Origin of the sequence: Novosphingobium subterraneum, assembly GCF_000807925.1 — a bacterium.
Classification (GTDB): domain Bacteria; phylum Pseudomonadota; class Alphaproteobacteria; order Sphingomonadales; family Sphingomonadaceae; genus Novosphingobium; species Novosphingobium subterraneum.
The window spans coordinates 60,292-83,645 of record NZ_JRVC01000013.1; the positions used below are offsets into that span (position 1 = coordinate 60,292).

A 23,354-nucleotide genomic window follows, 5' to 3' on the forward strand; every position below is an offset into this window, starting at 1 on the left:
CACCAATTAGCCAGGTTCGCGCTCGGCCGCAGGGAAGTGGCGATAGAAGGTGGAACGGCCGACCTGTAGCAGCTTCGCGACCTTCGCTGGTTTATCGCCGGCCTTGAGCAGCTTGCGGGCGGTATCGAGCATGTCGGGCGTCATGACGGACTTGCGGCCCCCGCCCGTGCCGCCCTTGGCCCGTGCCGCTGCCAAACCAGCAATCGTCCGTTCCTTTATCAGTTCTCGCTCCATCTCCGCGACGGAAGCGAGGATATGGAACAGCAGCCGGCCCGATGGGGTGGCCGTGTCGAACCCGTCCGTCAGGGATCGGAAATCAATCTTGCGAGCGGACAGGTCCGCCGCCAGTTCGATCAGGCCCCCAATCGAACGGCCAAGGCGATCGAGCTTCCATATCACCAGCGTATCGCCCGCCCGCACGAAATTGAGAGCTTCGGTCAGGCCGGGACGGTTCAGCTTCGCGCCGCTCACCTTGTCGGTGAACAGCTTTTCACAGCCAGCCTTGGTCAGCGCATCGGTTTGTAGCGTCAGGTCCTGATCGGAAGTCGAGACACGCGCATAACCAACCAGCATGAGTCCCGTTATCCCATCTCAAACAGCGAATTTCGGGACTTATATTTCGGGAACATATTTTGGGAAAGCCCCAGCGGGGATAGGGCGTGTTTTTGTGCCGGTGCCGGTCTTCCCGTTGGAGGTTCGTTTTTGGGAAACTGCTTATCGTCCGGGCGGGGGCGGTTCGTCGAACAGCATTTCCAGATCATCGGCCTCAAACCCGCCCTTGGGGCGCTCGACGAGCGTGAAGCGCCATCGCTGCCCGCGCCGTAGCTCAGTGAACCCGGCGCGCTCCGCCGCTCGGACGTGGACAAAGACCTTGGGCTGCTTGTCGTCACGAGAGATGAAGCCCCAGGCCCCACCACGGTCGAGGTATTTGATCGTTCCGGTCGGCATGATGCCTTCCTTTCGGGCCTAGCCCTCCTTGGCGCAGGCGAGGCACATCGTCGTCGCGGGCGCACGATCGAGGCGCTTGGCCTCGATTTCCTCACCACAGCGGACGCACCAGCCATAATCGCCGCTGTCGATCCGCATCAGTGCGGCGTCGATGCGGCTACATTCGGCTTGCCGGTGCCGCTGCGCCGCCAGTGCCATTGCCTGCACCTGCATGGCGTCGATCCGCGACAGGCGGCCGACGCTTTCCTGATCGAGCGTGACCGGGGCGCGCGTTTCCTCGGCCGCCGCATCATCGGCGACGAGCTGATCGCGAAGCGCCAGCAGTTGCCGACGCCGCGCATCAAGGTCCGGCGCGTCCCCGGCTATGTCAGCGTACCAACAGTACCGGGGCGCGAACGGTGCGGATCATCGTTGTCGTCGTGCTGCCGACGATCAGGGTGCGAAGCGGCGAGTGTCCATAGGCACCCATCACCAGCATCGCGCCGGGATGCGCCGCCATATGATCGCCGATCACCGCATCGACCTTGCCGTCACGCAGGACGGTTTCGGAACAGGCGGGCAGCGTTGCTGCCGCTGCGCCGAGCTGGTCGCGGTGTTTGCCATCATCCGGCCCCGCCATGACGAGGTGTACTGGCAAACCACCGAACAGCGGCGAGGTAGCGACATGACGGACAGCGCGGCAGGCGGCGGGGCTGTTGTCGAAGGCGATCACCACCGCGTCAGGTGCCTTGGCTTCGCGTGAGGCGATCAGCACCGGCTTGTCGCTGGCACGCACGACCCGTTCGACCTTGGAGCCGATATGGTCGGTCGCGAACTCGCCCGACGCGCCGCGCTTGCCGATGATGACCAATGCAGCATCGGCTTCACGCTCGACGATCGTCTCCACGATCCCTCCATGCAGGTGCATCGACGCGACCGTGATGCCCTGCTCCTTCAAGCGAGTGCCGCCTGCGTCCAGCAGGATGCGCCCTTCCTCGATGGCAAGACGCCCCGCCGCTTCCTCGATGCGGGTCAGCTCTTCCAGCAGCTCGCTTTTGACACCGAGGCCGATCGCGCCGCTATGATCGTTGCGCGATGCCACGGCATCCTTGCGCTGGACGACGTGCAGCAGCTCGACATCGGCCCCGAGCCGGGTAGCGGCCCAGGCCGCCAGATCGACGACGCTGGTCGCGTAGGTGGATGCGTCGATACAGGCCAATATGCGGTTCATAAGCCCTCTCCTCAGTGGGCGCCGAGCGCTGCTTCGGCGCCGGGCTTGTCATGGACGGCGAAGCGATCGACCATCGTCGCGCTCGCCTGATTGAGGCCGATGACCTCGACATGGGTGCCTTCGCGGCGGAACTTGAGGATCGCCTTGTCGAGGCTCCCCACCGCCGAAATGTCCCAGAAGTGCGCGGCGGTCAGGTCGATGACCACATTGTCCAGCACCTCCTTGAAGTCGAAGGCGTCGGCGAACCGCTCGGACGAGGCGAAGAACACCTGACCCGAGACGCGGTAGGTCCGCGTCCTGCCATCCGCGCTCAGCTCGGATGCCACGTCGAACAGGCGCTTGACCTTGCTGGCGAAGAACAGACCGGACAGGATCACGCCTGCGACCACGCCTTGCGCCAGATCGTGCGTCGAGACGACAACCAGCACCGTCACCAGCATGACAACCGACGACTGCCACGGATGGCTCTTGAGGTTCCTGATCGATCCCCAGGAGAAGGTGCCGATCGACACCATAATCATCACCGCGACCAGCGCCGGCATCGGAATGCGGGCGACCAGCGGCCCCAGTACGACGATCAGGAACAGCAGGAACGCGCCCGACACAAAGGTGGAAAGGCGGGTGGAGCCGCCCGACTTCACGTTGATGACCGACTGCCCGATCATGGCGCAGCCGCCCATCCCGCCGAGGAAGCCGGTCAGAAAATTGGCGATACCCTGCCCCTTCATCTCGCGGCGCTTGTTCGATGGCGTGTCGGTCAGATCATCGACGATCTGCGCGGTCATCATCGATTCCAGCAGGCCAACCGCCGCCATCGTCAGCGAATAGGGGAAAATGATGCGCAGCGTTTCCAGCGTGAACGGCACCTGTGGGATGCCGAACGCTGGCAGCGACGAGGGCAGCTTGCCCATATCGCCCACCGTGTTGACCTTGATGCCGGCATAGATCGAGACGATCGTCAGGATCACGATCGCGACCAGCGGCGACGGGATCGCCTTGGTCAGACGCGGGAACAGGTAGATGATCGCCAGGCCCGCCGCGACCATCGCGTAGGTTTCCCACCCGACGTTCGTTAGCTGGGGAAGCTGCGCGATGAAGATTAGGATCGCGAGCGCGTTGACGAAGCCGGTGATGACCGAGCGTGACACATACTGCATCAGCAGGTCGAGCTTCAGGAAGCCGGCGACGCCCTGGATCAGTCCCATGAGGATGGTGGCGGCAAAGAGGTACTGGACGCCGTGATCGCGGATCAGCGGCAGGACAAGAACCGCAATGGCGGCGGTTGCGGCCGAAATCATGCCGGGGCGTCCGCCCACGAGCGAGATGATGACGGCGATGGAGAAGGAGGCAAACAGCCCGACGCTTGGATCGACGCCGGCAATGATCGAGAAGCCGATGGCCTCCGGGATCAGCGCGAGCGCGACGACGATACCCGCAAGCACGTCGGCGCGCGGGTTCGAGAGCCATTCGCGTCGAAGCGAAGTAGCAAATGTCATGTAGAAACCTGATCGCAATAGCGAGGGGCGCACGCCGTCAGACGCGTTCAATCAACGATACTCGGAAGCGAGGCCCAAATTCGCTAAGGTTATCCCGGGGATAGGCGCCGGGCCGAGCCACCCGAATCAATCCGGGTCCGTCGAAGGCCTCTAGATAGTCACTGATCGGACCATATTGCAACTGCGAACATCAGCAGCCTGCATTCCCATAATACCATCCCATGCGAGACGGGATCGCAAAACCTTAGGGTGTCATTCCGCCCTCAACCGTACCCGGCCGCGAGCGGCGCATTTTTCAACAGCCCCGATCCTTTTCTACGCCGCGCTCTCGACACAGGGTAACACCGCGATGCTGCTGGCCGGCGCCGGCGCAGCGATCAGCCTTCTCGCCGTCATCGCCTGGGCCATGCTCCGCTACAGCCGGACGCTGCCGATTACGCAGTTCTTCCGCTACAGCTCGTGGCTGATGGCCGCTCTGACGGTCGTGCTGGCCGGTAAGGGAGTCGCTGCCCTCCAAGAGGCGGGGATCATCGACATAGCGCCGCTCGCCAGCGTGCCACGTATCTCGATGTTGGGCCTGTTCCCGACATTTCAGTCGGTGCTGGCACAACTCCTGATGCTTGCCGTGATCGTGATCGGGTTTGCCTGGAACCGCCGCGCCAAGCCGCGGGCGGGCGGGCCGCTAGCCTACTAGCGGCAGGGCAGACAACGCCCCTCTCTAAAGCGTTGCCGCAACCCTGACCGTGCATCGCACCGTCTCACGCGCCTTGGCTCGCAATGTAACGGGAGGGCGGCGGGGAAAGCGCCGCCCTCGGGCCATTTACGCGGCCATCTTGTCGCAAGCCTCGGCGCACTTGCGACATGCGGCGACGCAATCCTCCATGCCGTCCAGCCCTTCGCAGCTCGACGCGCACGCCCGGCAAATCTCGGCGCACTCGCGGCAGATATGCCGGTGGTGTTCGGACTTGCGCGCCATGAAGTCGATCGCGACGCTGCAAATCTGGGCACAGTCCAGCATCAGCTTCATGTGCTGCGGCTCGGCGTGCCGCCCTCCCGCCTCCAGGCAGTGATTCATCGCCATGTGAAGGCAGGTGATGTGGCATTCGTGGCAGGCGTCGATGCACGCCTTCATCTCGGGATCGATCTGATGCATTGTCTTTCCTTCCATATGCGCCCCGCTCCCCTCATAGATACGCGGTACTTGGCGCTATCCCTCGCCGCGGTTTGGACTTCACCGTCCTTACGGCTCGGACCATCGTCCAAGGTCAACCCTTTTCTTGCGCACAACGGAGAGTAACATGTTGAACTCCGACCGCAAGATCGTCCAGGATAGGGCAATCTGGCCGATCTCCGCCCGCGCAGCGACGCGCCAGATCTTCGAGCGACTTGCGCATCGCTCGGAGCTCGTGCTCCTTGCGCTCCATCTCCGCGGCTCGTGCAAGCGCGAGGGCCTTGACCTCACCACTCGCCCGATCGCCGTCCTGCCACAGCGCAACGAGCTGGCCGATCTCCGAAATTGGGAAGCCGAGATCGCGCGCGCGTCGGATGAAACGCAGCATGTGCACCTCGCGTTCGTCATAGTCGCGGTAGCCGGAATCACGCCGCGTGGCCTTGGGGATGAGGCCGATCGCCTCATAATGGCGGATCATCCGCTGGCTGACGCCCGAAGCTTTGGCAGCTTGTCCTATATTCACGTATTGTCTCCTCAAGCCGCTGTCGGACGCCAACGGCGAAGCGTCAGCGCATTGGCAGCGACGCTGACGCTCGACAGCGCCATCGCCGCGCCGGCGATCACCGGGCTTAGATAACCGAACGCCGCCAGCGGAATGCCGATCAGATTGTAGATGAACGCCCAGAACAAGCCTTGGCGGATCTTGGCATAGGTCCGCTTCGAGATGTCGATCGCGTCCGCCACCAGGCGTGGATCGCCCCGCATCAGCGTGATGCCCGCTGCGTGCATGGCGACGTCAGTGCCAGTCGACATGGCGATGCCGACATCCGCTGCAGCGAGGGCAGGGGCATCGTTGACGCCGTCGCCGACCATGGCGACCGTGCGGTCCTCGGCCCGCAACGCCGCTACCGCATCCGACTTTCCTTCCGGCAGGACATTGGCGACGAAGTCGTCGATGCCGAGCTTGGCTGCGGCTGCGCGGGCGCTTCCCGCATTGTCTCCGGTCAGCATCACGCTGCGTATGCCGCGGCCATGCAGCGCCGCCACGGCGGCCGCGGCGGAAGCCTTCACCTCGTCGCCGAACGCCAGCAGGCCGAGGAGGCGGCGTTCGGGCGCGCGCTCCGCAACCCAGGAGACCGTCCGTCCCTCGGCTTCCAGCCTGGCCGCCTCGGTGGCCAGCGGCGTCAGTGCGATAGCTTCGTCCTCCATCAAGCGCGTGCTGCCGAGGATCAGGTCGCGGCCGTTGACGTCTGCAGCAACCCCGCGGCCGGGCAGGCCGCGCATCCCGCTGGCGCGGGCGGGTTCGACGCCTTCCGAGCTGGCCCACGCCATGACGGCCCGTGCGAGCGGATGCTCGCTTCCGGCCTGAAGCGCCGCGGCGAGCGCGATGAGATCGGTGCGCTCGACCCCGGCGGCGGGCAGTCCGGCCAGCAGCGAGGGCTTGCCTTCGGTCAGCGTGCCGGTCTTGTCGAACGCAACGACATTGATGCGGTGCGCGGTCTCCAGCGCCTCGGCATCCTTGATGAGCACGCCGGCCCGCGCGGCAACGCCCGTACCGGCCATGATCGCGGTCGGAGTGGCTAGGCCGAGCGCGCACGGGCAGGCGATGACGAGCACCGCGACCGCGTTCAGGATCGCGACTTCCACTCCGGCGCCGGCGATCAGCCATCCGGCGAGGGTAAGCGCGGCTATGACGAGGACGATTGGCACGAACACGGCACTGACTTTGTCGACGAGCCGCTGGATCGGAGCCTTGGCGCCTTGCGCGCTTTCGACCAGGCGCACGATGCGGGCGAGGGTGGTCTCAGCCCCCACCGCCGTCGTCTCGACCAGGATGAGCCCGTCCGCGTTGATCGATCCGCCGGTCACTGGGTCTCCAGCGGCCTTGGCGACCGGAAGGCTCTCTCCGGTGAGCATGGATTCATCGACATGGGTCGCTCCCTCGATCAGTCGTCCATCGACGGGGATGCGCTCCCCGGGCCGGACGCGGACGCGGTCACCCGAGCGCACCTCCGCCAGGGCAATCTCTCGTTCGCTGCCGTCGGTGCCGACAACGCGAGCCTGGTCGGGCCGCAGCGCCATCAGCGCGCGGATCGCCTCTCCGGTCTGACGCTTGGCGCGGCCTTCGAGCCATTTGCCGAGCAGGATAAGGGTGATGACGACGGCCGAAGCCTCGAAGTAATAATGCGCGTCCATGCCGTGCATCGGCGCGAACAGCAGCTGGTAGAGGCTGAGCCCATAGGCGGCCGATGTGCCGATCGCGACCAGCAGGTCCATATTGCCGGTTCGGGCGCGCGCGGCCTTCCAACCCGCGCGATAGAAGCGCGCGCCCAGCCAGAACTGCACGGGCGTCGCGAGCAGCAGCTGGATCCAGCCCGGCACGGCCACCTCGATACCGAACGGGGCCAGCAGCATCGGAAAGACAAGCGGCAGCGACAGCGCCGCGGCGATCAGCACATGGCGGAGCTCTCTTGTTGCGGCGGCGTCGCGCCGGGCGTCCTCGGCGCCGCGTTCCGCCTCCGCCGATCCGGTGCGCGCTGATGCAGTGTAGCCAGCACTTTCGACAGCCTCGACCAAGACATAAGCGGGGACGTCACCCGCCGTTTCGATCCGCGCCGTCTCGGCCGCCAGGTTGACACTCGCGGAGCGGACGCCGGGCACTTTCAGCAGCGCCTTCTCGACCCGGGTGACGCAGGACGCGCAGGTCATGCCGGTGATCGTCAGCTCGGTCGTCTGTGTCACCGGGGTGTAGCCCGCCGCAAGAACCGCATCGGCTACGGCAGCGACATCGGATCGTCCATCGACGAACTCGACATTCGCGCGCTCCGTCGCGAGATTGACCGAGACGCCGGCAACGCCCTGCACCCCGGCGATGGCGCGCTCCACCCGCCCGACGCACGTCGCGCAGGTCATGCCATCGATGGCCAGCGACAGCCTTTCGTCGCTTCTCGTCTGTGCCTGCATTGGCAGCTGCGCCCGGGCGTTCATGGTCGTCTCCACTACTGAGTCGACGGCCTTATGGTCCCTCACATTGTGTCAAGGTCAACAGCTAAATTCACCTCTTGACCCTGACACAGTGTCAAGCCCCATATTTGTTTCATCCACCTTATGGGAGAACGAAGATGATCGACTTCAAAGTTCAGGGAATGACCTGCGGAGGCTGTGCGCGCGGTGTGACCAACGCGCTTCAGCGCGTCGATGCCAATGCCGTCGTCAACATCGATTTGGCGAGAAAGACCGTTTCGGTAAACTCGACGGCCGATGTACAGCAGCTCAAGCAGGCCATCGAGAAAGCCGGCTTCGCGGTGACGCAATAAAGCCCCATTTTGCCTAAGGGATTTGCGGGGCGGGCGCGTAAAACAATTGTGCGGTGATCCGCACGCGCCCGCCTCGCGATCATAAGTACAGGGGGACTGTATGCGTTCCGCAGCACAATGAATGAGGGTGGCAGATTGATGACCGACGGTGAGCGCAGTGGGTCAGGGAGCGACAAGGACGCCCTCGAAGTCGTCCTCATCACAGGTGCGAGCGGCTTTACAGCCGCCGCGCTAGTTGCCCAGCCGAGGGAACGCTACACGGTTGTCGGCCTGGATCGTGTCGGTCCTCCAGACCCGCGGCCGCCCGCGTCGGCAATCGGCTATGACATCACGGGCAACCCCAATCCGCTCTACGACAAGGCCACCGTGCACGACACCCGCCGGCTGATTGACGGGCTCCGGTCGTTCGACGTCGAGCAATTCGTCTTCGCCAGCACAATGCTGGTTCATAAGCCTGCCGCCACTCCGGAAGAGCGCATCAGCGAGGAGTCGCCAATCGGTGCGTCCTAGGCGTATCCACAGTCGAAAGTTGTTGCCGAAGCACTGCTGCACGCGAGGCGCGGTAAGATTCCCGTCGTCTTCCTCCCCGCCGCCGGAGTTTACGACGGCGACGGGCGCTCGGCGTTACTCGCGCAGCAGATATCCCAGATCTACGAGCATCGCGTGATCTCGCACTTTTATCACGGGATGCTGCGTGCGGCATCGGCGCACCGCGACGACTTGGCCGATGCCGTGCTTCGCCTGGTCGATCGGCGGCACGACCTTTCGGCCGAGCTGCCGCTGCTCATCGGCGCGCCCGGCTATGCCGAGATCCAGGACATCGTGGGCGAGGCGCTCGACGGCGAGGTCCGGAAGACTATCCGGATTCCGTAGCCGCTCGCGAAGGCCGGGATCATCCTGCAGAACGAAGCGCTCGGCAGCGACGACTTCATCCAGCCCTGGATGATCGACAGCAGCAACGACCACTATATCCTCGATATCTCCCGCGCGCGTTCGCTGCTCGGATGGTAGCCGAAACACAGTCTCCGCGACACGCTGCCCGCGATCGTCACCGCTCGCTTTCACACTCACTGCCGCTACTGGATCGGCCAGCGTGGATGCAGCTCGTCGATCACGAACGCGTGGCGGGCGCGACCGCCCGGATGCCCTTCGAGAAGATGGGGATGATCGAGTGGCAGATCGTCATGCCTGTGTGCTACCACTTCGGCGTCTTCACTGGGCCAGATGCGGAACGCAATCACCGTGCCGATTAGCGCCAGCACAGCGGCCGCAGCGAACGCGGCGCCCATGCCGCCGAATGCGCCGATCTGACCTGCCAGTGGATAGGCAATTAGCCAGCACACATGGCTAAGCGCGAATTGCGCTGCAAACAGGGCGGGCCGATCCTGCCCGCCCGAAGAGCGGCGTAGCAGCCGGCCACCAGGCGTAATGCTGGCCGAATAGGCAATGCCAAGTGCTAACCAGCCCACGAGGATCACGCCCCAATAATGGGGGGCGGCGTGGTCCTGCCAAGACAAGGCGAGCGCCGCCAGCGTGACCGTCATAGCCGAAGCGGCCGACAGCATCACTGTCCGATCGGAGAGCCGTTCAAGCAAACGCGGCAGCAACAGCGCCGCCAGCATCGAGCCGCCACCGAAAGCGGCGAGCGTGATCGCCATCGCGCTCTGTCCACGCCCAAGGGCCGACTGTACCAGCACTGGCGTATTAACAATCACCATCGCACTGGCCGCGGCGGCTGCAAGAGTCACGGCGAGCAGGCCACGAAGCCGAGGCGTTTTGAGGTAAAGCCGGGCGCCGCGCGTGGTATTATAATAGATGCCGCCCGTCGGCCGGCTGGCAGCGGCCCGCGGAAGCACGGTCGTCAACACAAGAAGGGCCGAACAGGCAAAACCGATTGCAGTGCCTGAGAACAGCCAGTGGAAGCTCATAACCGTAAGCAGCGCGGCAGCGAGCATCGGGCTTGTCAGGCTTTCCATGTCATAGGCGAGGCGAGAGAGGGACAGCGCCTTAGTATAGTCCTGTTCCTCGGGCAGCACGTCAGGGATGGTCGCCTGGAAGGTCGGCGTGAACCCTGCCGAAGCCGATTGCAGCACGAAGATCAGTACGTAGATTTGCCACACCTGATCGATGAAGGGCAGCGCGAGCGCGACCAGGCAACGGATCAGGTCCATCGCGATGAGGAAACTACGGCGCGGCAATCGGTTTGCATAGGCGCCGACAATCGGGGCCACACCGATATAAGCGATCATCTTGATCGCCATCGCTGTGCCCAGCACGGCACCCGCGTCAGCACCAGCGACGTCATAGGCGAGCAGGCCCAACGCGACGGTAGCGAGGCCGGTGCCGATCAGCGCGATGATCTGGGCCAAGAACAGATGGCGATAGGTTCGGTTGGCCAATATTTTGAGCATGGCTACCTCGTTGGGCCCGTGAGACTGGTCTGCAGCCTCATGCGGTCAGATAACCATGCGCCACCATCAGCACTAGATAGCGTCCGGATTTGGCGATCGTGACCAGCAGGAGGAAGCGGGAAAGCGGCGTGCGCAAGACGCCGGCGATAAGCGTCAGGGGATCGCCGATGATGGGCAGCCATGAGAACAGCAGGGAAAGCGCGCCGAACCGGCGATAGCGCCTTTCCGCTTTCGCCATTGCGGTCTCCGAGACCGGGAACCAGCGGGCGCCGCGATGATGCGCGAGAAAGCGGCCAAGCGCCCAGTTGAGTGTTGAGCCCAGCACATTGCCCACCGACGCGGCCAGGAGCAGCGGGACCGGCTCGAACCTTCCGGAAGCCAGCATGGCGAGCAGCAGCAGTTCGGATTGTGCCGGCAGCAGGGTTGCAGCAACCAGCGCAGCCAGAAACAGGCCAGGATAACCCAGCGCGAGAAGATCGATGTCCGGCAGCTGAAAACTCTCCGGTAAAACGCATGACGCCGACGATCCCACCGCGCTGTTCATGAGGGCTCGCACGGCGGGATTCGATCGGACGAGATGCAGCGATGTCAGACAACCCGCTTGATCTCACTATAGGCGCCCTCGGTGCGTAGCATGATCGTCACCGGGGCACCCGAACGGTTGCGCCAGAACCAGCCGTGGCTGCCGTCGAATGCGGCGACGAGATCGCCTTGCTCGCCGGTCGACGCTTGGCCCTTGCCATAACCATGATAGGAGATGCCCGGAGCGTCCGCGTGGGTGTCGTAATTGACGTGGCCGCCCTCTACCGACCACTTGAAGACGACACGGGCGCCCTTACTGGCCTTGAACTTGACCTCCGCGCCTTCGCCTGGCGCAAGTGTCAGGCGCGTCGTGTCGGTGCGCCCATCGGCTTCGCTCGCGAGGGGCACCTTCGGGGGCGCGGCTACCGGTTGCACGCTGCCGCCTGCAGCCTGCTCCACCTATGCGAGGGCTGGCGCCTGCGCCGCCACTGCATCGGCGGCGGCGTTCTGTGCTGTTTCTTCAGCCAGCTGGACTTTGATTTCGCCCATCTGGGTAAGGCCCAGCGCGCGGCCGGCTCCGGTGGGATCGACACCATATTCCGAGGGCAGAATGACCGCGACGAGAAGGGCGCTGGCGGAGATGGCGGCAACGAGTGTCGCCCGGATCAATTGCCGATTGGTGGGCAGGTCGTCGAGATTGGGACGTTGGGCGTTGAACATGGTCGAAACCTCCTTGAAATCAGGCGACGGCAAAGCCGACGAGCTGGTAGCCGACCAGCACGAAGCCGGCGGCCATCAGGATGGTGTTGGCGGCGAAGGCGTGGCGCATGAAACTTGAGGTCCGGCGCCAGTAGCCCATCAGGATCAGGATGGCGCCGAGCGCGAGAAGTTGCCCGATCTCGACGCCGATATTGAAGGCGATCAGGTTGGCGAGCAGGCCGTCACTTGAAATCTCGAACTCAAGAATCTTTGTCGCCAGGCCGAACCCGTGGAAGAAGCCGAACACCAGCGTCGCGACCTTGGTATTGGGTTGGAAGCCGAACCAGCGCTGGAACGCGCCAAGATTGTCGAGCGCCTTATAGACAACCGACAGGCCGATGATTGCGTCGATGAGATAGGCGTTGGCGCTGATCCCCATCAGCACGCCGAACAGCATGGTCGTCGAATGGCCGACCGCGAACAGCGTCACGTAAAGACCGATGTCCTTCATCCGGTAGAGGAAGAAGATCACGCCGAACAGGAACAGCAGATGGTCGTAGCCCGTGACCATGTGCTTGGCGCCCAGATACACGAACGGGAGAAACAGGACGCCGCTGCTTTCCTGGATATAGCCCTTGTCGCCTTCCGCGACATTGTGGGCGAACGCCTCGACCCTGAGGCAGAAGGAAAAAGCAAGCAGCCCGAGGGCGATCATCAGCCTGCTTCGTGAGATATGCTGGGTAAGGGTTGCGTATAAGCTCATCGGAGAACTCCTTGGCCGGTCTCTCGCGCGCCGCCGGGCGCAGGCGGGAGCGGTGAGCTGCCCCCTTCTGAGTGGTCCATTGACTATGAGAGTCTGGACCAAGGAAGGGACGACGTATGCCTGCGAAGAAGCACAAGCCGGAGGAGATCATCGGCAAGCTGCGTGAGGTGGAGATTATGCTGGGCCAGGGCGGCACGACTGCCGAGGCGTGCCGGCGGATCGCGGTCAGCGAACAGACCTACTATCGCTGGCGCAAGGAATATGGCGGCCTGGAAACGGATCAGGTGCGGCGGATGAAGGACCTGGAGAAGGAGAATCTGCGGCTGCGCCGCGCGATCTCCGATCTGACGCTGGATAAGCTCATCCTTCAGGAGGCCGCCAAGGGAAACTTCTGAGCCCCGCACGGCGTCGGCGCTGCATCGACCAGGTCCGGGAGGTGCTGGATGTATCCGAGCGGCGAGTGTGCCGCGTGCTCGGCCAGCACCGGTCGACGCAACGCAAGGTGCCATGCGGGGCAGATGACGAGGAGGCGCTGACCGACGACATCGTCGCGCTGGCCAAGCAGTATGGGCGCTATGGCTATCGCCGGGTGACAGCATTGCTGCATGCGTCCGGCTGGTCGGTGAACCATAAGCGGGTCGAGCGGATCTGGCGGCGCGAGGGGCTCAAGGTGCCTCAGCGCCAACCGAAACGCGGCCGGCTGTGGTTGAACGATGGCTCATGCATCCGGCTGCGGCCGGAGTATCCGGGGCATGTATGGGCCTACGACTTCGTCGAGGAACGAACCCATGACGGACGCAAGTTCCGCATCCTGACCATCATCGACGAGGCCAGCCGCGAGTGCCTGGCGCTGGTCGTCGCGCGCCAGCTCCGCCACGAAGACGTGCTGGCAGCGCTGGCCGAGTTGTTCATCGAGCGTGGTCCGCCAGCGCATATCAGATCCGACAACGGCAGCGAGTTCATCGCCACCGCCGTCCAAACCTGGCTCGGGCAGATCGGCGTGAAGACGCTCTACATCGCGCCGGGCTCGCCATGGGAGAACGGCTACAACGAGAGCTTCAACGGCTCGCTGCGCGACGAACTGCTGAACGGCGAGATTTTCTACAGCCTCGCCGAGGCCAGGGTGCTGATCGAGGCATGGCGGCGTCACTACAACACCGTCCGGCCGCACAGCAGCCTTGGCTACCGACCACCGGCTCCGGAAGCGGCAACACCGCCATTGCCGGCCTCCGGTTCCGCTTCGCTCCACCTCCGACCGGCAATGGCGGCGGAGACGACAATGCACTAACTATCAACCCGGACCACCCGGTGGGGGCTGCTCAAGCGGAGAGGATCTGGCTGGGATCATGGATGCATTGCGGTGGAAGTCACCGCGAATGCCACTCGCCTATAATCGCAACCTTGCTGCAGAGCAGGGCGCAGCGGGCAGGCTGATGGCGAAGATCGGCTGATGGGGTCGCTGGTCGACTCGATTGCAGGAGGGCGTCGCTCCCCAAGCAACCTCATCGGACCGGCATGAGCTTATGGAGCTGGCCGGTGGCCCTTGCCAGCAGCGGCACAATGGTCCGTGTTTCAGGGAAGGGGGCTTGAGATCGCCTTGATGGCCTTCAATCCCGTTCCAAAACGAGCGATCGCGTCCCTGTTTCTCTCCAGCTCGCCATAGGGCAGATAGGCGAAGTCGAGATCGGCAATACGGCTGAAAGCCGGGCGACGGAGTTGCGCGCGAACGTCCTGCTCGCGCGCATTCGGTGCGACCAGGAATAGCCCGGCGGCAGCGTGCAGATCGCTCCCCGACAGCGCCAGATCGAGCATGCGCACGATCCCCGAGTAGATCGAGGTCGAATGTTCAACCTCGAACGCGGCGGCGACGCCGTCGCCACCCTTCGCCAGCCACAACACGTCGATGAGGCGGATCGAGTCCGCTCCGGGAGAGGTCGCAATGGCGTCTGGAAGGCGCTCGAGGCATCCCTGTCCAAGCGGGCAGCCAGCGTGAAGTCGACCGCGGTCATTGGCGGCGATCCACACATCGTAACCGAGGGCATGGCCGAGGTCGCGCAGCCAGGCCTGGATTTCGGCGTGCGTGCGATCGGTTTCGCCCTGCGCGGCGGCTGTCTTGTCGAGCCGGCTTGCCTCCGCTCTGGCATGTTCCAATCTGCCGAGCCAGTCGTCGGCCGCCGTTGCGTCATCCTCCAGCGGTGGCGCGGGATAGCGGCCCGAGCCAATGTCGAACAACAGTCCGCCGATCGCGCCGAGATCGTTGGAGAGCAACTCGCGGTAACGGTCGTTGAGGTCGAGGATGCCGGCGCGCATGGCGAGAAAATGATCCCATGACCCGAGCTTCACCTTGGCGCCGGTGACGGCATTGTAGCCCTTGACGATCGCGGTATTGAAGGGCGGCACCAGCGTCGGGTGAAGGAAATAGAGCAGGTTGGCCGCCGCCGGCCCCAGCCCCTTGATCTTGAGCGCGTCTATGCTGCGGATGTGGCTGATGATCTCCTCGGCGGTATCGCAGCACGAGCAATTGTCGAGCAGGCGACCGAACGCCCGCTGGTTGTCCGGGCTTTCGTAGATGTCTGGAATGCGCAGCTTGGGCTTCCACAGCCAGGCATGGTCGGCGCCCTTGAAGATCTGCCGCTGTTCGGCGATCGAGTGGACAACCGTTTCCAGTGACGAGCCGCGATAGGCGACGCCGAACCGCCCACTTTCGATTTCTGCGACCACCTGCTGCAGCCCGCGACGGATGGAGCGGAAGTTTTTCAGCCGTTCGTCCCACAGAAACCAGGAGCGATAGGTGGCGCCGGGATCGTCTCGCCAACGACGGACAAGCTCGCTCACGAGATCATGATGTGTCGCGGGTAACAAGGTCATACTGGCTGGGTCATCTAAACTGGGCTCCTTGCCGTTCAGGCTATCGCGAGCAAGGGCGGCTTGCACGTTCAATGTGCGATCCGCGAAGCGTGCTCAAATTGTCGGTGATCGCGCAGGGAAACGCCGCTGGCATTGGGCGTTGCCGGTCGCAACCGTCGACCGGGCGCACAGCCAGGCAGACGGCCGGCACGGGCGTCGCCGCCCGGGAGCGGCGACGCAACCAGCTTTTTCCGGTCGAACTTAGCGGATCACTGCTTTGCGATCGCGGTGACCTCGCCATCGCTGCCCTTGAGCGAGAGGTCGAAATCGACCTTGTCGCCGACCTTGACCGCATCGGTGATCGACGGCGCGGCCTTGAACGCCATCGTCATCGCGGGCCACTTGGCCTCCGGGATCGGACCATGATCGAGCGTGATCGTGCCTGCCGCCTTGTCGATCGCGGTGACGGTGCCATGGCCCTTGGCCTTGATCGCGGCGTTCGCGTCAGGCGCCATCGACATGTTGCCCATGTCGCCGCTCATGGTCGCGGCGGGCTCCGCCTCGTTGGTCTCAGTCGCAACGGGGGCCTCCGCCTTCTTGCCGCACGCGGCAGTCAGGGCGGCGAGGCCGAGGGCAATGGTCAGTCGTGCATGGTTCATCGTCTTCTCCTTCATGATGAAACGGGTTGAGGGATGGGATCGGTCTTGGGCCGGCGCAACAGCAGGTAGGCGGCGGGCAGGACGAACATTGAGAGCAAGGGCGCGGTCAGCATGCCGCCGATCATCGGCGCGGCAATCCGGCTCATGACCTCCGAACCCGCGCCTGATCCCAGCAGGATCGGCAGCAGGCCGGCCAGGATCACCGCCACCGTCATCGCCTTGGGACGGACGCGCAGCAGCGCGCCTTCGCGCACGGCGGCCTCGACCTCGGCAGCGTCCGGATGTGCGCCGCGCTCGGCCAGCGCGTTCTTGAGATAGATCAGCATCACCACCCCGAACTCGGCGGAGACGCCGGCGAGCGCGATGAACCCGACCCCGGTGGCGATCGACTGGTTGAACCCCAGCAGATAAAGCGTCCAGATGCCGCCGGTCAGCGCAAACGGCAGCGTCCCCATGATCAGCGCCGCCTCGTCGAAGCGGCCGAAGATGAGGTAGAGCAGCACGAAGATGATCAGCAGCGTCGCGGGCACGACCAGCTTCAAGCGGTCGACCGCGCGCTCGAGATATTCGAACTGGCCAGAGTAAGCGATGCTGACCCCAGGCGAGAGCCTGACCTGTTTCGCCACCGCACGCTGCAGATCGCCGACCACCGAGGCAAGATCGCGCCCGCGCACATCGACGTAGACCCAGGTCGAAGGCCGGGCATTCTCGGTCTTGAGCATCGGCGGTCCCTCGGCGATCGAGACGTTTGCCACGGTGCCCAAGGTGATCTGCTGGCCCGCGGGCGTCAGGATCGGTAGCGCCCGCAGCCTTTCGAGGCTGTCGCGCAATTCGCGCGGATAGCGCACGCTGATCGGATAGCGGGCGAGGCCCTCGACCGTCTCGCCGATCGTCTCGCCGCCGATCGCGCCGGAGACGATGGCCTGGACGTCGGCGATGTTGAGCCCGAACCGCGCGGCGGCGGCGCGGTCTATGTCGACATCGACATAGCGTCCGCCGGTCAGCCGCTCGGCGAGCGCCGAGCTGACGCCGGGCACGCTCCTGGCCACGGTCTCGACATCATGCGCGATGCGGTCGAGCTCGGCGAGGTCACTGCCCGACACCTTGACCCCGATCGGGCTCTTGATGCCCGTCGCGAGCATGTCGATGCGGTTGCGGATCGGCGGCACCCAGATATTGGCGAGACCCGGAAGCTTCACCCGGCGATCGAGCTCGTCGACAAGGCGTTCGGGCGTCATGCCCGACCGCCACTGGTCGCGGGGCTTGAATTGGATCGTCGTCTCGAACATTTCGAGCGGCGCGGGATCGGTCGCGGTCTCGGCGCGGCCGGCCTTGCCGAACACGCTTTCGACTTCGGGCACGGTCTTGATCAGGCGGTCGGTCTGCTGGAGCAGCTCACTCGCCTTGGCGGCCGAGAGGCCCGGCAGCGCCGAGGGCATGTAGAGCAGGTCGCCCTCGTCGAGATTGGGCATGAACTCGCCGCCGAGCCGGCTGAGCGGCCAGGCCGTGGTGGCGAACACCAGAGCCGCGATCAGCAGCACTGCCTTGGGCCGCTTCATCGTCCAGTCGATCGCGGGCCGGTAGATATTGGTGAGCCAGCGATTGACCGGATTGGCCTGCTCGGCCGGAATGCGGCCCCGGATCAGCCAGCCCATCAGGATCGGCACCAGGGTCACCGACAGGATCGCGGCCGCGCCCATCGCATAGGTCTTGGTGAAGGCGAGCGGCGCGAACAGCCGGCCTTCCTGCGCCTCCAGGGTGAAGACCGGAATGAACGACAGCGTGATGATCAGCAGGCTGAAGAACAGCGCCGGCCCGACCTCGGCCGCCGCCTCGGTGACGACGATCCAGCGCATCTCGCCATCGAGATGTCTGTCCGGGTGATCCTGCTCCCAGCGTTCGATCCTCTTGTGGGCGTTCTCGATCATGACGACCGCCGCATCCACCATCGCGCCGATGGCGATGGCGATGCCGCCCAGCGACATGATGTTGGCGTTCACCCCCTGGAACCGCATTACGACGAACGCGGCCAGCACACCGAGCGGCAAGGTCAGGATCGCGACCAGCGCCGAGCGGACGTGCCAGAGGAACAGGGCGCAGACCAATGCGACGACGATGAACTCCTCGACCAGCTTGCGGGTGAGGTTCTCGACCGCGCGATCGATCAGCTGCGAGCGGTCATAGACCGTGACCACCTCGACGCCCGGCGGCAGGCTTTTCCTGAGATCGGCGAGCTTGTCCTTGACCGCCGCGATGGTCTCACGGGCGTTCTTGCCTGACCGAAGAATAACGACGCCGCCGGCGACCTCGCCTTCGCCGTTCAGTTCGGCGATGCCGCGCCGCATCTCGGGGCCGACCTGGATCGTGGCGACATCGCCGAGCCGGACGGGCACGCCGCCCGCCGCAGTCTTGAGCGGGATTGCCCGGAAATCGTCGAGCGTTTTCAGATAGCCCGAGGCGCGGACCATATATTCGGCCTCGGCCATTTCCAGCACCGAGCCGCTGGCTTCCTGATTGGCTTGGCTGATCGCCTGCACTGCCTGGGCGTGGGTTACGCCGTAGGCCGCGAGCTTCACCGGATCGAGCAGCACCTGGTACTGCTTGACCATGCCGCCGATGCTGGCGACTTCGGCCACGCCGGTCACGGTCTTCAGCTCGTAGCGCAGGAACCAGTCCTGCAACCCGCGAAGCTGCGAGAGATCGTGCCGGCCGGTGCGGTCGACCAGCGCATATTCATAGACCCAGCCGACCCCGGTCGCGTCCGGCCCGAGCGCGCTGCGGGCGCTGGCCGGCAACCGACCCTGGACCTGGTTGAGATATTCGAGCACGCGGCTGCGCGCCCAGTAGAGATCGGTGCCGTCCTCGAAGATCACATAGACGAAGCTGTCGCCGAAGAAGCTATAGCCGCGCACCGTCTTGGCGCCGGGCACCGACAGCATGGTGGTGGTGAGCGGATAGGTGATCTGGTTCTCGACGATCTGCGGCGCCTGACCCGGATAGGAAGTGCGGATCACGACCTGCACGTCGGAAAGATCGGGCAGCGCGTCGATCGGGGTCGAGCGCACCGCCCACAGGCCCGCGCCGACCAGCGCGAGCATGCCGAGCACGACGAAGAAGCGGTTCCTCACCGACCAGCGGATGAGATGGGCGATCACTGGCCCGCCACCTTCGCCATATGCCGCAGCGTCGGTCCCGCCGGGGGCCGGTCGAACCCGAACCGGACCCGGTCACCCGCCTTGAAGCCGCGCGCGATGCCCGGATTGGCGAGCGCGAAGGTCATCGTCATCGCCGGCCAGTCGAGCGCGGGAACGGGCTCGTGGCTGAGCGTCACCGAATTGGCCGTGATCCGCTCGATCTTGCCCGTCGTCTCGTACAGCGTGGCTTTCGACGCCGGCGCGGCGATGGTCGCCGATGCCGCACCGCCGCCGATCGGCCGCGCCTCGATTCCCGACAGGCTCGCCTCGGAATCGATCAGGAACTGCCCCGAGACGACGACGTTCTCGCCGGGCGACAGGCCGGCAAGGATCTCGGTCTCGCCGCCTGCCTCGCGGCCGATGCGGACCTCGGCGGGATGATAGCGCCCGTCGCCTGCGGCCAGCATGACGAGCGTGCGCCTGCCCGTGCGGATCACCGCTTCGCTCGGCACCAGCAGCGCCGGCTTGGCATCGCCGCCAAGCGCGACGCTGGCGAACATGCCCGGCCGCAACCGGCCGTCCCGGTTGGGCAGCTCGATCCGCACGGTGAGCGTGCGGCTGTCGGCCTGCGTGGTCGGCAGGATCGCGATCACCCGGCCGGCGAAGCGCTCGCCGGGGAAGCCCGCCAGCGTGGTGCTGGCATTCTGGCCGACCCGGACATCGCCCGCGCGCGCTTCGGGCACCGCGGCATTGAGCCAGACGGTGCTGAGCCCGCTTACCTGGGCGAGCGTCTGGCCCATGGCGAGCGTCACGCCGGCACGGGCGTCGAGCGTCTGGATCGTGCCCGAGATCGGCGTCGTGATCGTCACCACGCCGTTCGGGCGTCCGCTCCGCTCGACGCTGGCGATGAGGCCGTCGGACATGCCCATCAGCCGCAGTCGCTGGCGCGCGGCCGCGGTGAGGTCGGGCTTGCCGAGCCGCCTGACGCTCAGATATTCGGTCTGCGCGGCGCCCCATTCGGGCAGGAGCAGGTCCGCGATCGGCGCGCCGGCGCGGACCACGTCCCCGGGCGCTCGCGCATAGACGCGGCTCACGAACCCGCCCGAACGCGCCTGGATGACGGCGACGTCGCGCTGGTTGAAGTCGATCGTGCCGGTGACCTCGAGGGCCGAGGCAAGGCTGCCCATCTTCGCCGCGACGACCCGCAATCCCAGGCTCTGCCGCGCGGCGGGATCGACGGCGACCGTGGGGGCCGCGCCGGCGCTTCCTCCGTCCGCGTATCGCGGCACGAGCTGCATATCCATGAAGGGCGACTTGCCGGGCTTGTCGAACTTCTGGTTGGGGAACATCGGATCGTACCAGTAAAGGACTTTGCCTGCCCCGGCGGGCGTGGTCGCCTCCGATTGCGGTGTCTGGCGATGGCCAGCCCAATAGCCTGTGCCGCCGGCCAGCAGCGCGACAGCCAGGATCGATGCGCCCCAGCGCAGCGCGGATTTATCGAGCGTCATGGCCGCTCCTCCCCATAGGTGATAGTGATGCGGACCGCGTCGCGCGCGACGTCGGCTTCGCGGTTGAGCGCCTCGACCTCGGCCTCCGCGAGCCCGAGCGTCGTGAGCAGCGCGGCGCCAAGGTCGAGCTTGCCGGCGCCATAGCTGTCGCGGTCGAGCTCGGCGCGGTGCCTGGCGAGTGGCACCAGCGTCTCGCGGGCATTGCGCAACCGGGAGAGATGCATGGCATGGTCTGCGAGATCGGCGTCGAGCTGCGCCACCAGCTCGCGGCGGATCGCCTCGCGGTCGAACCGACCCCCTTGCGCAAGGCTCTCGCTTGCAGCGATCCTGGGGTTCTGGCGCTTGCCGGCGAACAGCGGCAGGTCGATCGACACGCCGACCGAGGCCATGTCGCCGTACATGGGATCGCGCCGGCCATAGGTGACGCCGACCTTCCAGTCGGGGCGCTTGTCGGCGCGCGCGAGACGCACGTCCGCTTCGGCGACTGCGATCCGCGCGTCCTGCGCGCGCAGGGCGGGAAGCGCATCGATCCCGGCCCGCAGCCGGATCGGATCGACATCGAGCATCGGCGGGTCGCCCGTCGCCTGCGGGTCGGGGTCGCCGGTATAGCGCGCGAGCCGGGCCCGCGCCTGCGCCACCACCGCAGCCATCTCGGCGCGGCGATCGGCGATGGCGGCGCGGAGCTGGTCGGGCTCGAGCGCCTGGCTCGGGCGCGCGCTGCCCGACGCCAGGCGTGCGGTCACGGTCTTCTGCAGGTCGTCGAGACTGGCATCGAGCAGGTCGAGCTGCCGGAGCCGGCGTTCGCCATAATAGAGATCGATCCATGCGAGCGCGGTCTCGAGCCGCACGTTGCGGCCTTCGACCAGCTCGCCCGCCTCGGCGACACCGATATCGGCCGCGGCGCGCGCGGCGCGTGCATGGCGCTTGGCGAGATTGGGGAAGGCCTGGCTGAACCCGATCGTCGCCATGGTGAAATCGTCGCGCGTGAAGCTGCCGGCATTGGGGCCGCTCACCGGGAAGTTCTGCAGGCCCAGGTCGAGCGTCGGATCGGGCAGGCGATCGGCCGCGACCGCCGAGGAGCGGGCGCCAGCTGTCGCCGCCGCGCGCGCCTTGAGGCTTGGCGCATTGGCGGCAGCGAGCCTCAGTGCCTGCTCGTAGGTGAGCGGGCCGGCCGACACCGGCACGGCCCAGGCGCTCGCAAGCGTCGCACCGAGTGGGAGCAACAGGCGTCGCACAGCGCGCCTCGGCATCATGATCATGGATATCATCCCCTCATGACAGAGGCGGCGCGCCACCATGTGACGCGCCGCTCCGGAGTGGGTTAGCCCTTGTCCGACCTGACTGCGCCGCGCATGCAGTCGGCGGCGCTTGCCTGCATCATCGCGCAATCGCAGCTGGCGATGTCCCGGCTCTGGGGCACCCATATGCGGACACGCGCAGGGCCGGTCGCCCGCGGACCATATTGCGGCGCCGAGCGCCATTCCCAATGGCCCTGAGGCGTGCGGCTCGCGTCGGCTGCAAGCGCAGGCGCGGCGAGACCGAGGGCCGCCACAAGGGCGGCCGGAAGCATTTTGATCATCACGAAGACCTTTGACTGAAAAGAAGGAAACCGGGCGCGCACGCATCGATCGATGCGCGCAGCCCGTGCTCGTTCAATCAGACAAGGCTGGTGGGAGGATCCGGCTCGGGCACAACCGCCTTGCCGGTCAATATCGTGTCGGTCGTCCAGAAGCTGGCCGCGTCGTAGAGACGCGCAGGCGCAACGCCGCCTGCCAGGTCCGCTGCGACCAGCGGGATCACGCACCCCATCGCGGCGATGCAATCGAGCGTCAGGCCCTTGCAAGGCTTTTCGCTGGGCGCAGGCTGCTGCTTGGCCATCATTGCCATGCAGTCTGCATCCATGCCCTTGGCCAGCGGCGCGCCTGCCGCCTGCGGCACGCTGTGCGCGGCCGCCATCTGGGCTCCGAAGAGACCGGACAGCGCTCCGATGACGAGCAGAAGGGCGAGCAGGCGTTTCACGAGCCTCGATATCTAGCGGGTTTCGCTGGCGCAGCCAACCAAAGTCTCGCGCCGCGCGGGTTTTGAAGTGCTGACGGCTGATTCCGTCAACTCCGCGTCAATAAAGATCTGGCCCGGGGAAGAAGACCGGCTGCGGCCTCTACGTATATCGAGGCTGGACCCGGGACCGTAGTCCCAAGCCTGAAGAGACGCTCTTCCCCCCGGCAGGTCCGGGCGGTGGCTTACCATCCAAGGAGGTGAATATGGTCAGAAAAACTCTCATGGTCGGGCTTGCCGGCATTTCGATGCTTGCTGCCGTCCCCGCTATGGCCCAGGGCATCGGGCACAGCTTGTTCATGCGCGGCTCGATCGTCGACACGGGCAGCAACGGCACGGTCGTCTGCATCGGCAAGGCCGATGGCGCCGAGGTCGGCCAGAAGCTCGAGGTCTATCGCGTCGTGACCCATCCGGGTCCGCCCAAGGGCGTGGCGCCGACCTATCACCGCCAGCTCGTCGGCCATGTGACGATCGATCATATCTTCGATGATCACTTCGCGCATGTGTCCGTCGCCGACGGTACGCCTGCCAAGCACGACATCGTCGAGCTTCGCAAGAACTGACGCGCCGGTGGCCCGGCGGCACACGCTGCCCTGATGCGAGGCATCGGGGCA

At 65.4% G+C, this 23,354-nt stretch carries 25 protein-coding genes, 2 pseudogenes and 1 other annotated feature; of the genes and pseudogenes, 6 read left to right on the forward strand and 21 right to left on the reverse strand.

Annotated features, from left to right (window positions below; genetic code table 11):
- Nucleotides 1-6: 6 nt before the first annotated feature.
- The 5 genes from NJ75_RS13540 to NJ75_RS13560 all read right to left on the reverse strand — a co-directional run bounded on the left by NJ75_RS13540 (nucleotide 7) and on the right by NJ75_RS13560 (nucleotide 3,654).
- A complete protein-coding gene (locus NJ75_RS13540; protein WP_004212894.1) occupies nucleotides 7-573 on the reverse strand; it encodes a recombinase family protein in 567 nt (188 codons plus the stop codon).
- Between the two features lie 141 nt (nucleotides 574-714).
- Nucleotides 715-948: a cold-shock protein gene (locus tag NJ75_RS13545; protein WP_004213294.1), complete on the reverse strand. Its 234-nt coding sequence runs from the start codon at nucleotides 946-948 to the stop codon at nucleotides 715-717.
- A gap of 18 nt (nucleotides 949-966) precedes the next feature.
- Nucleotides 967-1,161: a TraR/DksA family transcriptional regulator gene (locus NJ75_RS13550; RefSeq protein ID WP_004213295.1), complete on the reverse strand. Its 195-nt coding sequence runs from the start codon at nucleotides 1,159-1,161 to the stop codon at nucleotides 967-969.
- A 154-nt stretch (nucleotides 1,162-1,315) separates the two neighbouring features.
- Nucleotides 1,316-2,158 carry a universal stress protein gene (locus NJ75_RS13555; RefSeq protein ID WP_004213296.1) on the reverse strand — a complete coding sequence of 281 codons (843 nt, stop codon included), beginning with the start codon at nucleotides 2,156-2,158 and terminating at the stop codon, nucleotides 1,316-1,318.
- Between the two features lie 11 nt (nucleotides 2,159-2,169).
- Nucleotides 2,170-3,654, reverse strand: a complete 1,485-nt coding sequence (locus NJ75_RS13560) for a SulP family inorganic anion transporter (protein ID WP_007684580.1) — start codon at nucleotides 3,652-3,654, stop codon at nucleotides 2,170-2,172.
- Nucleotides 3,655-3,741: 87 nt separating this feature from the next.
- Nucleotides 3,742-3,796: a sequence feature (sul1 is cis-regulatory element that is thought to sense ions involved in sulfur or methionine metabolism; They are found in Alphaproteobacteria), on the reverse strand.
- Between the two features lie 165 nt (nucleotides 3,797-3,961).
- Here NJ75_RS13560 and NJ75_RS13565 point away from each other — a divergent pair.
- A pseudogene (locus NJ75_RS13565) lies at nucleotides 3,962-4,348 on the forward strand (FTR1 family protein); the annotation flags it as partial.
- 126 nt (nucleotides 4,349-4,474) lie between these two features.
- Here NJ75_RS13565 and NJ75_RS13570 read toward each other — a convergent pair.
- The 3 genes from NJ75_RS13570 to NJ75_RS13580 all read right to left on the reverse strand — a co-directional run bounded on the left by NJ75_RS13570 (nucleotide 4,475) and on the right by NJ75_RS13580 (nucleotide 7,813).
- On the reverse strand, nucleotides 4,475-4,807 hold the full coding sequence (locus NJ75_RS13570) for a four-helix bundle copper-binding protein (RefSeq protein WP_039335527.1): 333 nt from the start codon (nucleotides 4,805-4,807) through the stop codon (nucleotides 4,475-4,477).
- A gap of 112 nt (nucleotides 4,808-4,919) precedes the next feature.
- Nucleotides 4,920-5,348, reverse strand: coding sequence for a Cu(I)-responsive transcriptional regulator (gene cueR / locus NJ75_RS13575; protein ID WP_082013386.1), 429 nt, complete (start codon nucleotides 5,346-5,348; stop codon nucleotides 4,920-4,922).
- 11 nt (nucleotides 5,349-5,359) lie between these two features.
- Nucleotides 5,360-7,813 carry a heavy metal translocating P-type ATPase gene (locus NJ75_RS13580; RefSeq protein ID WP_052242504.1) on the reverse strand — a complete coding sequence of 818 codons (2,454 nt, stop codon included), beginning with the start codon at nucleotides 7,811-7,813 and terminating at the stop codon, nucleotides 5,360-5,362.
- Between the two features lie 134 nt (nucleotides 7,814-7,947).
- Here NJ75_RS13580 and NJ75_RS13585 point away from each other — a divergent pair, with 134 nt between their 5' ends.
- Together NJ75_RS13585 and NJ75_RS25080 are read left to right on the forward strand one after the other, a co-directional pair.
- Nucleotides 7,948-8,142, forward strand: coding sequence for a heavy-metal-associated domain-containing protein (locus NJ75_RS13585; RefSeq protein WP_030541577.1), 195 nt, complete (start codon nucleotides 7,948-7,950; stop codon nucleotides 8,140-8,142).
- Nucleotides 8,143-8,259: 117 nt separating this feature from the next.
- Entirely contained in the window at nucleotides 8,260-8,652 is a 393-nt protein-coding gene (locus NJ75_RS25080; RefSeq protein ID WP_236727147.1) for a Rossmann-fold NAD(P)-binding domain-containing protein, read from the forward strand.
- 114 nt (nucleotides 8,653-8,766) lie between these two features.
- Here NJ75_RS25080 and NJ75_RS25085 read toward each other — a convergent pair whose 3' ends face one another.
- From NJ75_RS25085 to NJ75_RS13610, 6 genes are all read right to left on the reverse strand, one after another.
- Nucleotides 8,767-9,108 carry a hypothetical protein gene (locus NJ75_RS25085; protein WP_030541579.1) on the reverse strand — a complete coding sequence of 114 codons (342 nt, stop codon included), beginning with the start codon at nucleotides 9,106-9,108 and terminating at the stop codon, nucleotides 8,767-8,769.
- A gap of 110 nt (nucleotides 9,109-9,218) precedes the next feature.
- On the reverse strand, nucleotides 9,219-10,553 hold the full coding sequence (locus tag NJ75_RS13595) for an MFS transporter (RefSeq protein WP_039335384.1): 1,335 nt from the start codon (nucleotides 10,551-10,553) through the stop codon (nucleotides 9,219-9,221).
- Between the two features lie 37 nt (nucleotides 10,554-10,590).
- Nucleotides 10,591-11,109, reverse strand: a complete 519-nt coding sequence (locus NJ75_RS13600) for a YqaA family protein (protein WP_236727148.1) — start codon at nucleotides 11,107-11,109, stop codon at nucleotides 10,591-10,593.
- Nucleotides 11,110-11,141: 32 nt separating this feature from the next.
- The gene (locus NJ75_RS25090) at nucleotides 11,142-11,534 is read right to left on the reverse strand and encodes a hypothetical protein (protein WP_236727149.1); all 393 of its coding nucleotides are present in this window, start codon (nucleotides 11,532-11,534) and stop codon (nucleotides 11,142-11,144) included.
- Nucleotides 11,535-11,795: a hypothetical protein gene (locus NJ75_RS25095; RefSeq protein ID WP_226018253.1), complete on the reverse strand. Its 261-nt coding sequence runs from the start codon at nucleotides 11,793-11,795 to the stop codon at nucleotides 11,535-11,537.
- 19 nt (nucleotides 11,796-11,814) lie between these two features.
- The gene (locus tag NJ75_RS13610; protein WP_039335385.1) at nucleotides 11,815-12,537 is read right to left on the reverse strand and encodes a HupE/UreJ family protein; all 723 of its coding nucleotides are present in this window, start codon (nucleotides 12,535-12,537) and stop codon (nucleotides 11,815-11,817) included.
- A 116-nt stretch (nucleotides 12,538-12,653) separates the two neighbouring features.
- Here NJ75_RS13610 and NJ75_RS13620 point away from each other — a divergent pair.
- Together NJ75_RS13620 and NJ75_RS25100 are read left to right on the forward strand one after the other, a co-directional pair.
- A protein-coding gene (locus NJ75_RS13620; RefSeq protein WP_156135803.1) for an IS3 family transposase occupies nucleotides 12,654-13,825 on the forward strand; the annotation gives its coding sequence in 2 pieces (ribosomal slippage) (nucleotides 12,654-12,918 and nucleotides 12,918-13,825; 1,173 coding nt in all).
- Between the two features lie 31 nt (nucleotides 13,826-13,856).
- Nucleotides 13,857-13,988 (forward strand): annotated as a pseudogene (locus NJ75_RS25100) (integrase); the annotation flags it as partial.
- A gap of 121 nt (nucleotides 13,989-14,109) precedes the next feature.
- On the opposite strand, the gene NJ75_RS13625 reads toward NJ75_RS25100, so the two are convergent.
- The 7 genes from NJ75_RS13625 to NJ75_RS13655 all read right to left on the reverse strand — a co-directional run bounded on the left by NJ75_RS13625 (nucleotide 14,110) and on the right by NJ75_RS13655 (nucleotide 22,704).
- Nucleotides 14,110-15,372 carry a hypothetical protein gene (locus NJ75_RS13625; RefSeq protein ID WP_007683327.1) on the reverse strand — a complete coding sequence of 421 codons (1,263 nt, stop codon included), beginning with the start codon at nucleotides 15,370-15,372 and terminating at the stop codon, nucleotides 14,110-14,112.
- Between the two features lie 281 nt (nucleotides 15,373-15,653).
- Nucleotides 15,654-16,058 carry a copper-binding protein gene (locus tag NJ75_RS13630; protein WP_039335392.1) on the reverse strand — a complete coding sequence of 135 codons (405 nt, stop codon included), beginning with the start codon at nucleotides 16,056-16,058 and terminating at the stop codon, nucleotides 15,654-15,656.
- On the reverse strand, nucleotides 16,055-19,198 hold the full coding sequence (locus NJ75_RS13635; protein ID WP_039335394.1) for an efflux RND transporter permease subunit: 3,144 nt from the start codon (nucleotides 19,196-19,198) through the stop codon (nucleotides 16,055-16,057). The genes NJ75_RS13630 and NJ75_RS13635 overlap by 4 nt, the downstream gene beginning before the upstream one ends.
- The gene (locus NJ75_RS13640; protein WP_039335396.1) at nucleotides 19,195-20,685 is read right to left on the reverse strand and encodes an efflux RND transporter periplasmic adaptor subunit; all 1,491 of its coding nucleotides are present in this window, start codon (nucleotides 20,683-20,685) and stop codon (nucleotides 19,195-19,197) included. The genes NJ75_RS13635 and NJ75_RS13640 overlap by 4 nt, the downstream gene beginning before the upstream one ends.
- Nucleotides 20,682-21,944, reverse strand: a complete 1,263-nt coding sequence (locus tag NJ75_RS13645; protein ID WP_039335398.1) for a TolC family protein — start codon at nucleotides 21,942-21,944, stop codon at nucleotides 20,682-20,684. Before NJ75_RS13645 ends, NJ75_RS13640 begins: the two co-directional genes overlap by 4 nt.
- 62 nt (nucleotides 21,945-22,006) lie before the next feature.
- Nucleotides 22,007-22,264 carry a hypothetical protein gene (locus tag NJ75_RS13650; protein WP_039335400.1) on the reverse strand — a complete coding sequence of 86 codons (258 nt, stop codon included), beginning with the start codon at nucleotides 22,262-22,264 and terminating at the stop codon, nucleotides 22,007-22,009.
- 77 nt (nucleotides 22,265-22,341) lie between these two features.
- On the reverse strand, nucleotides 22,342-22,704 hold the full coding sequence (locus NJ75_RS13655) for a hypothetical protein (RefSeq protein ID WP_039335402.1): 363 nt from the start codon (nucleotides 22,702-22,704) through the stop codon (nucleotides 22,342-22,344).
- Between the two features lie 260 nt (nucleotides 22,705-22,964).
- Between NJ75_RS13655 and NJ75_RS13660 the strand changes: the two genes are divergently transcribed.
- Nucleotides 22,965-23,303 carry a hypothetical protein gene (locus tag NJ75_RS13660; RefSeq protein WP_037447968.1) on the forward strand — a complete coding sequence of 113 codons (339 nt, stop codon included), beginning with the start codon at nucleotides 22,965-22,967 and terminating at the stop codon, nucleotides 23,301-23,303.
- Nucleotides 23,304-23,354 lie beyond the last annotated feature (51 nt).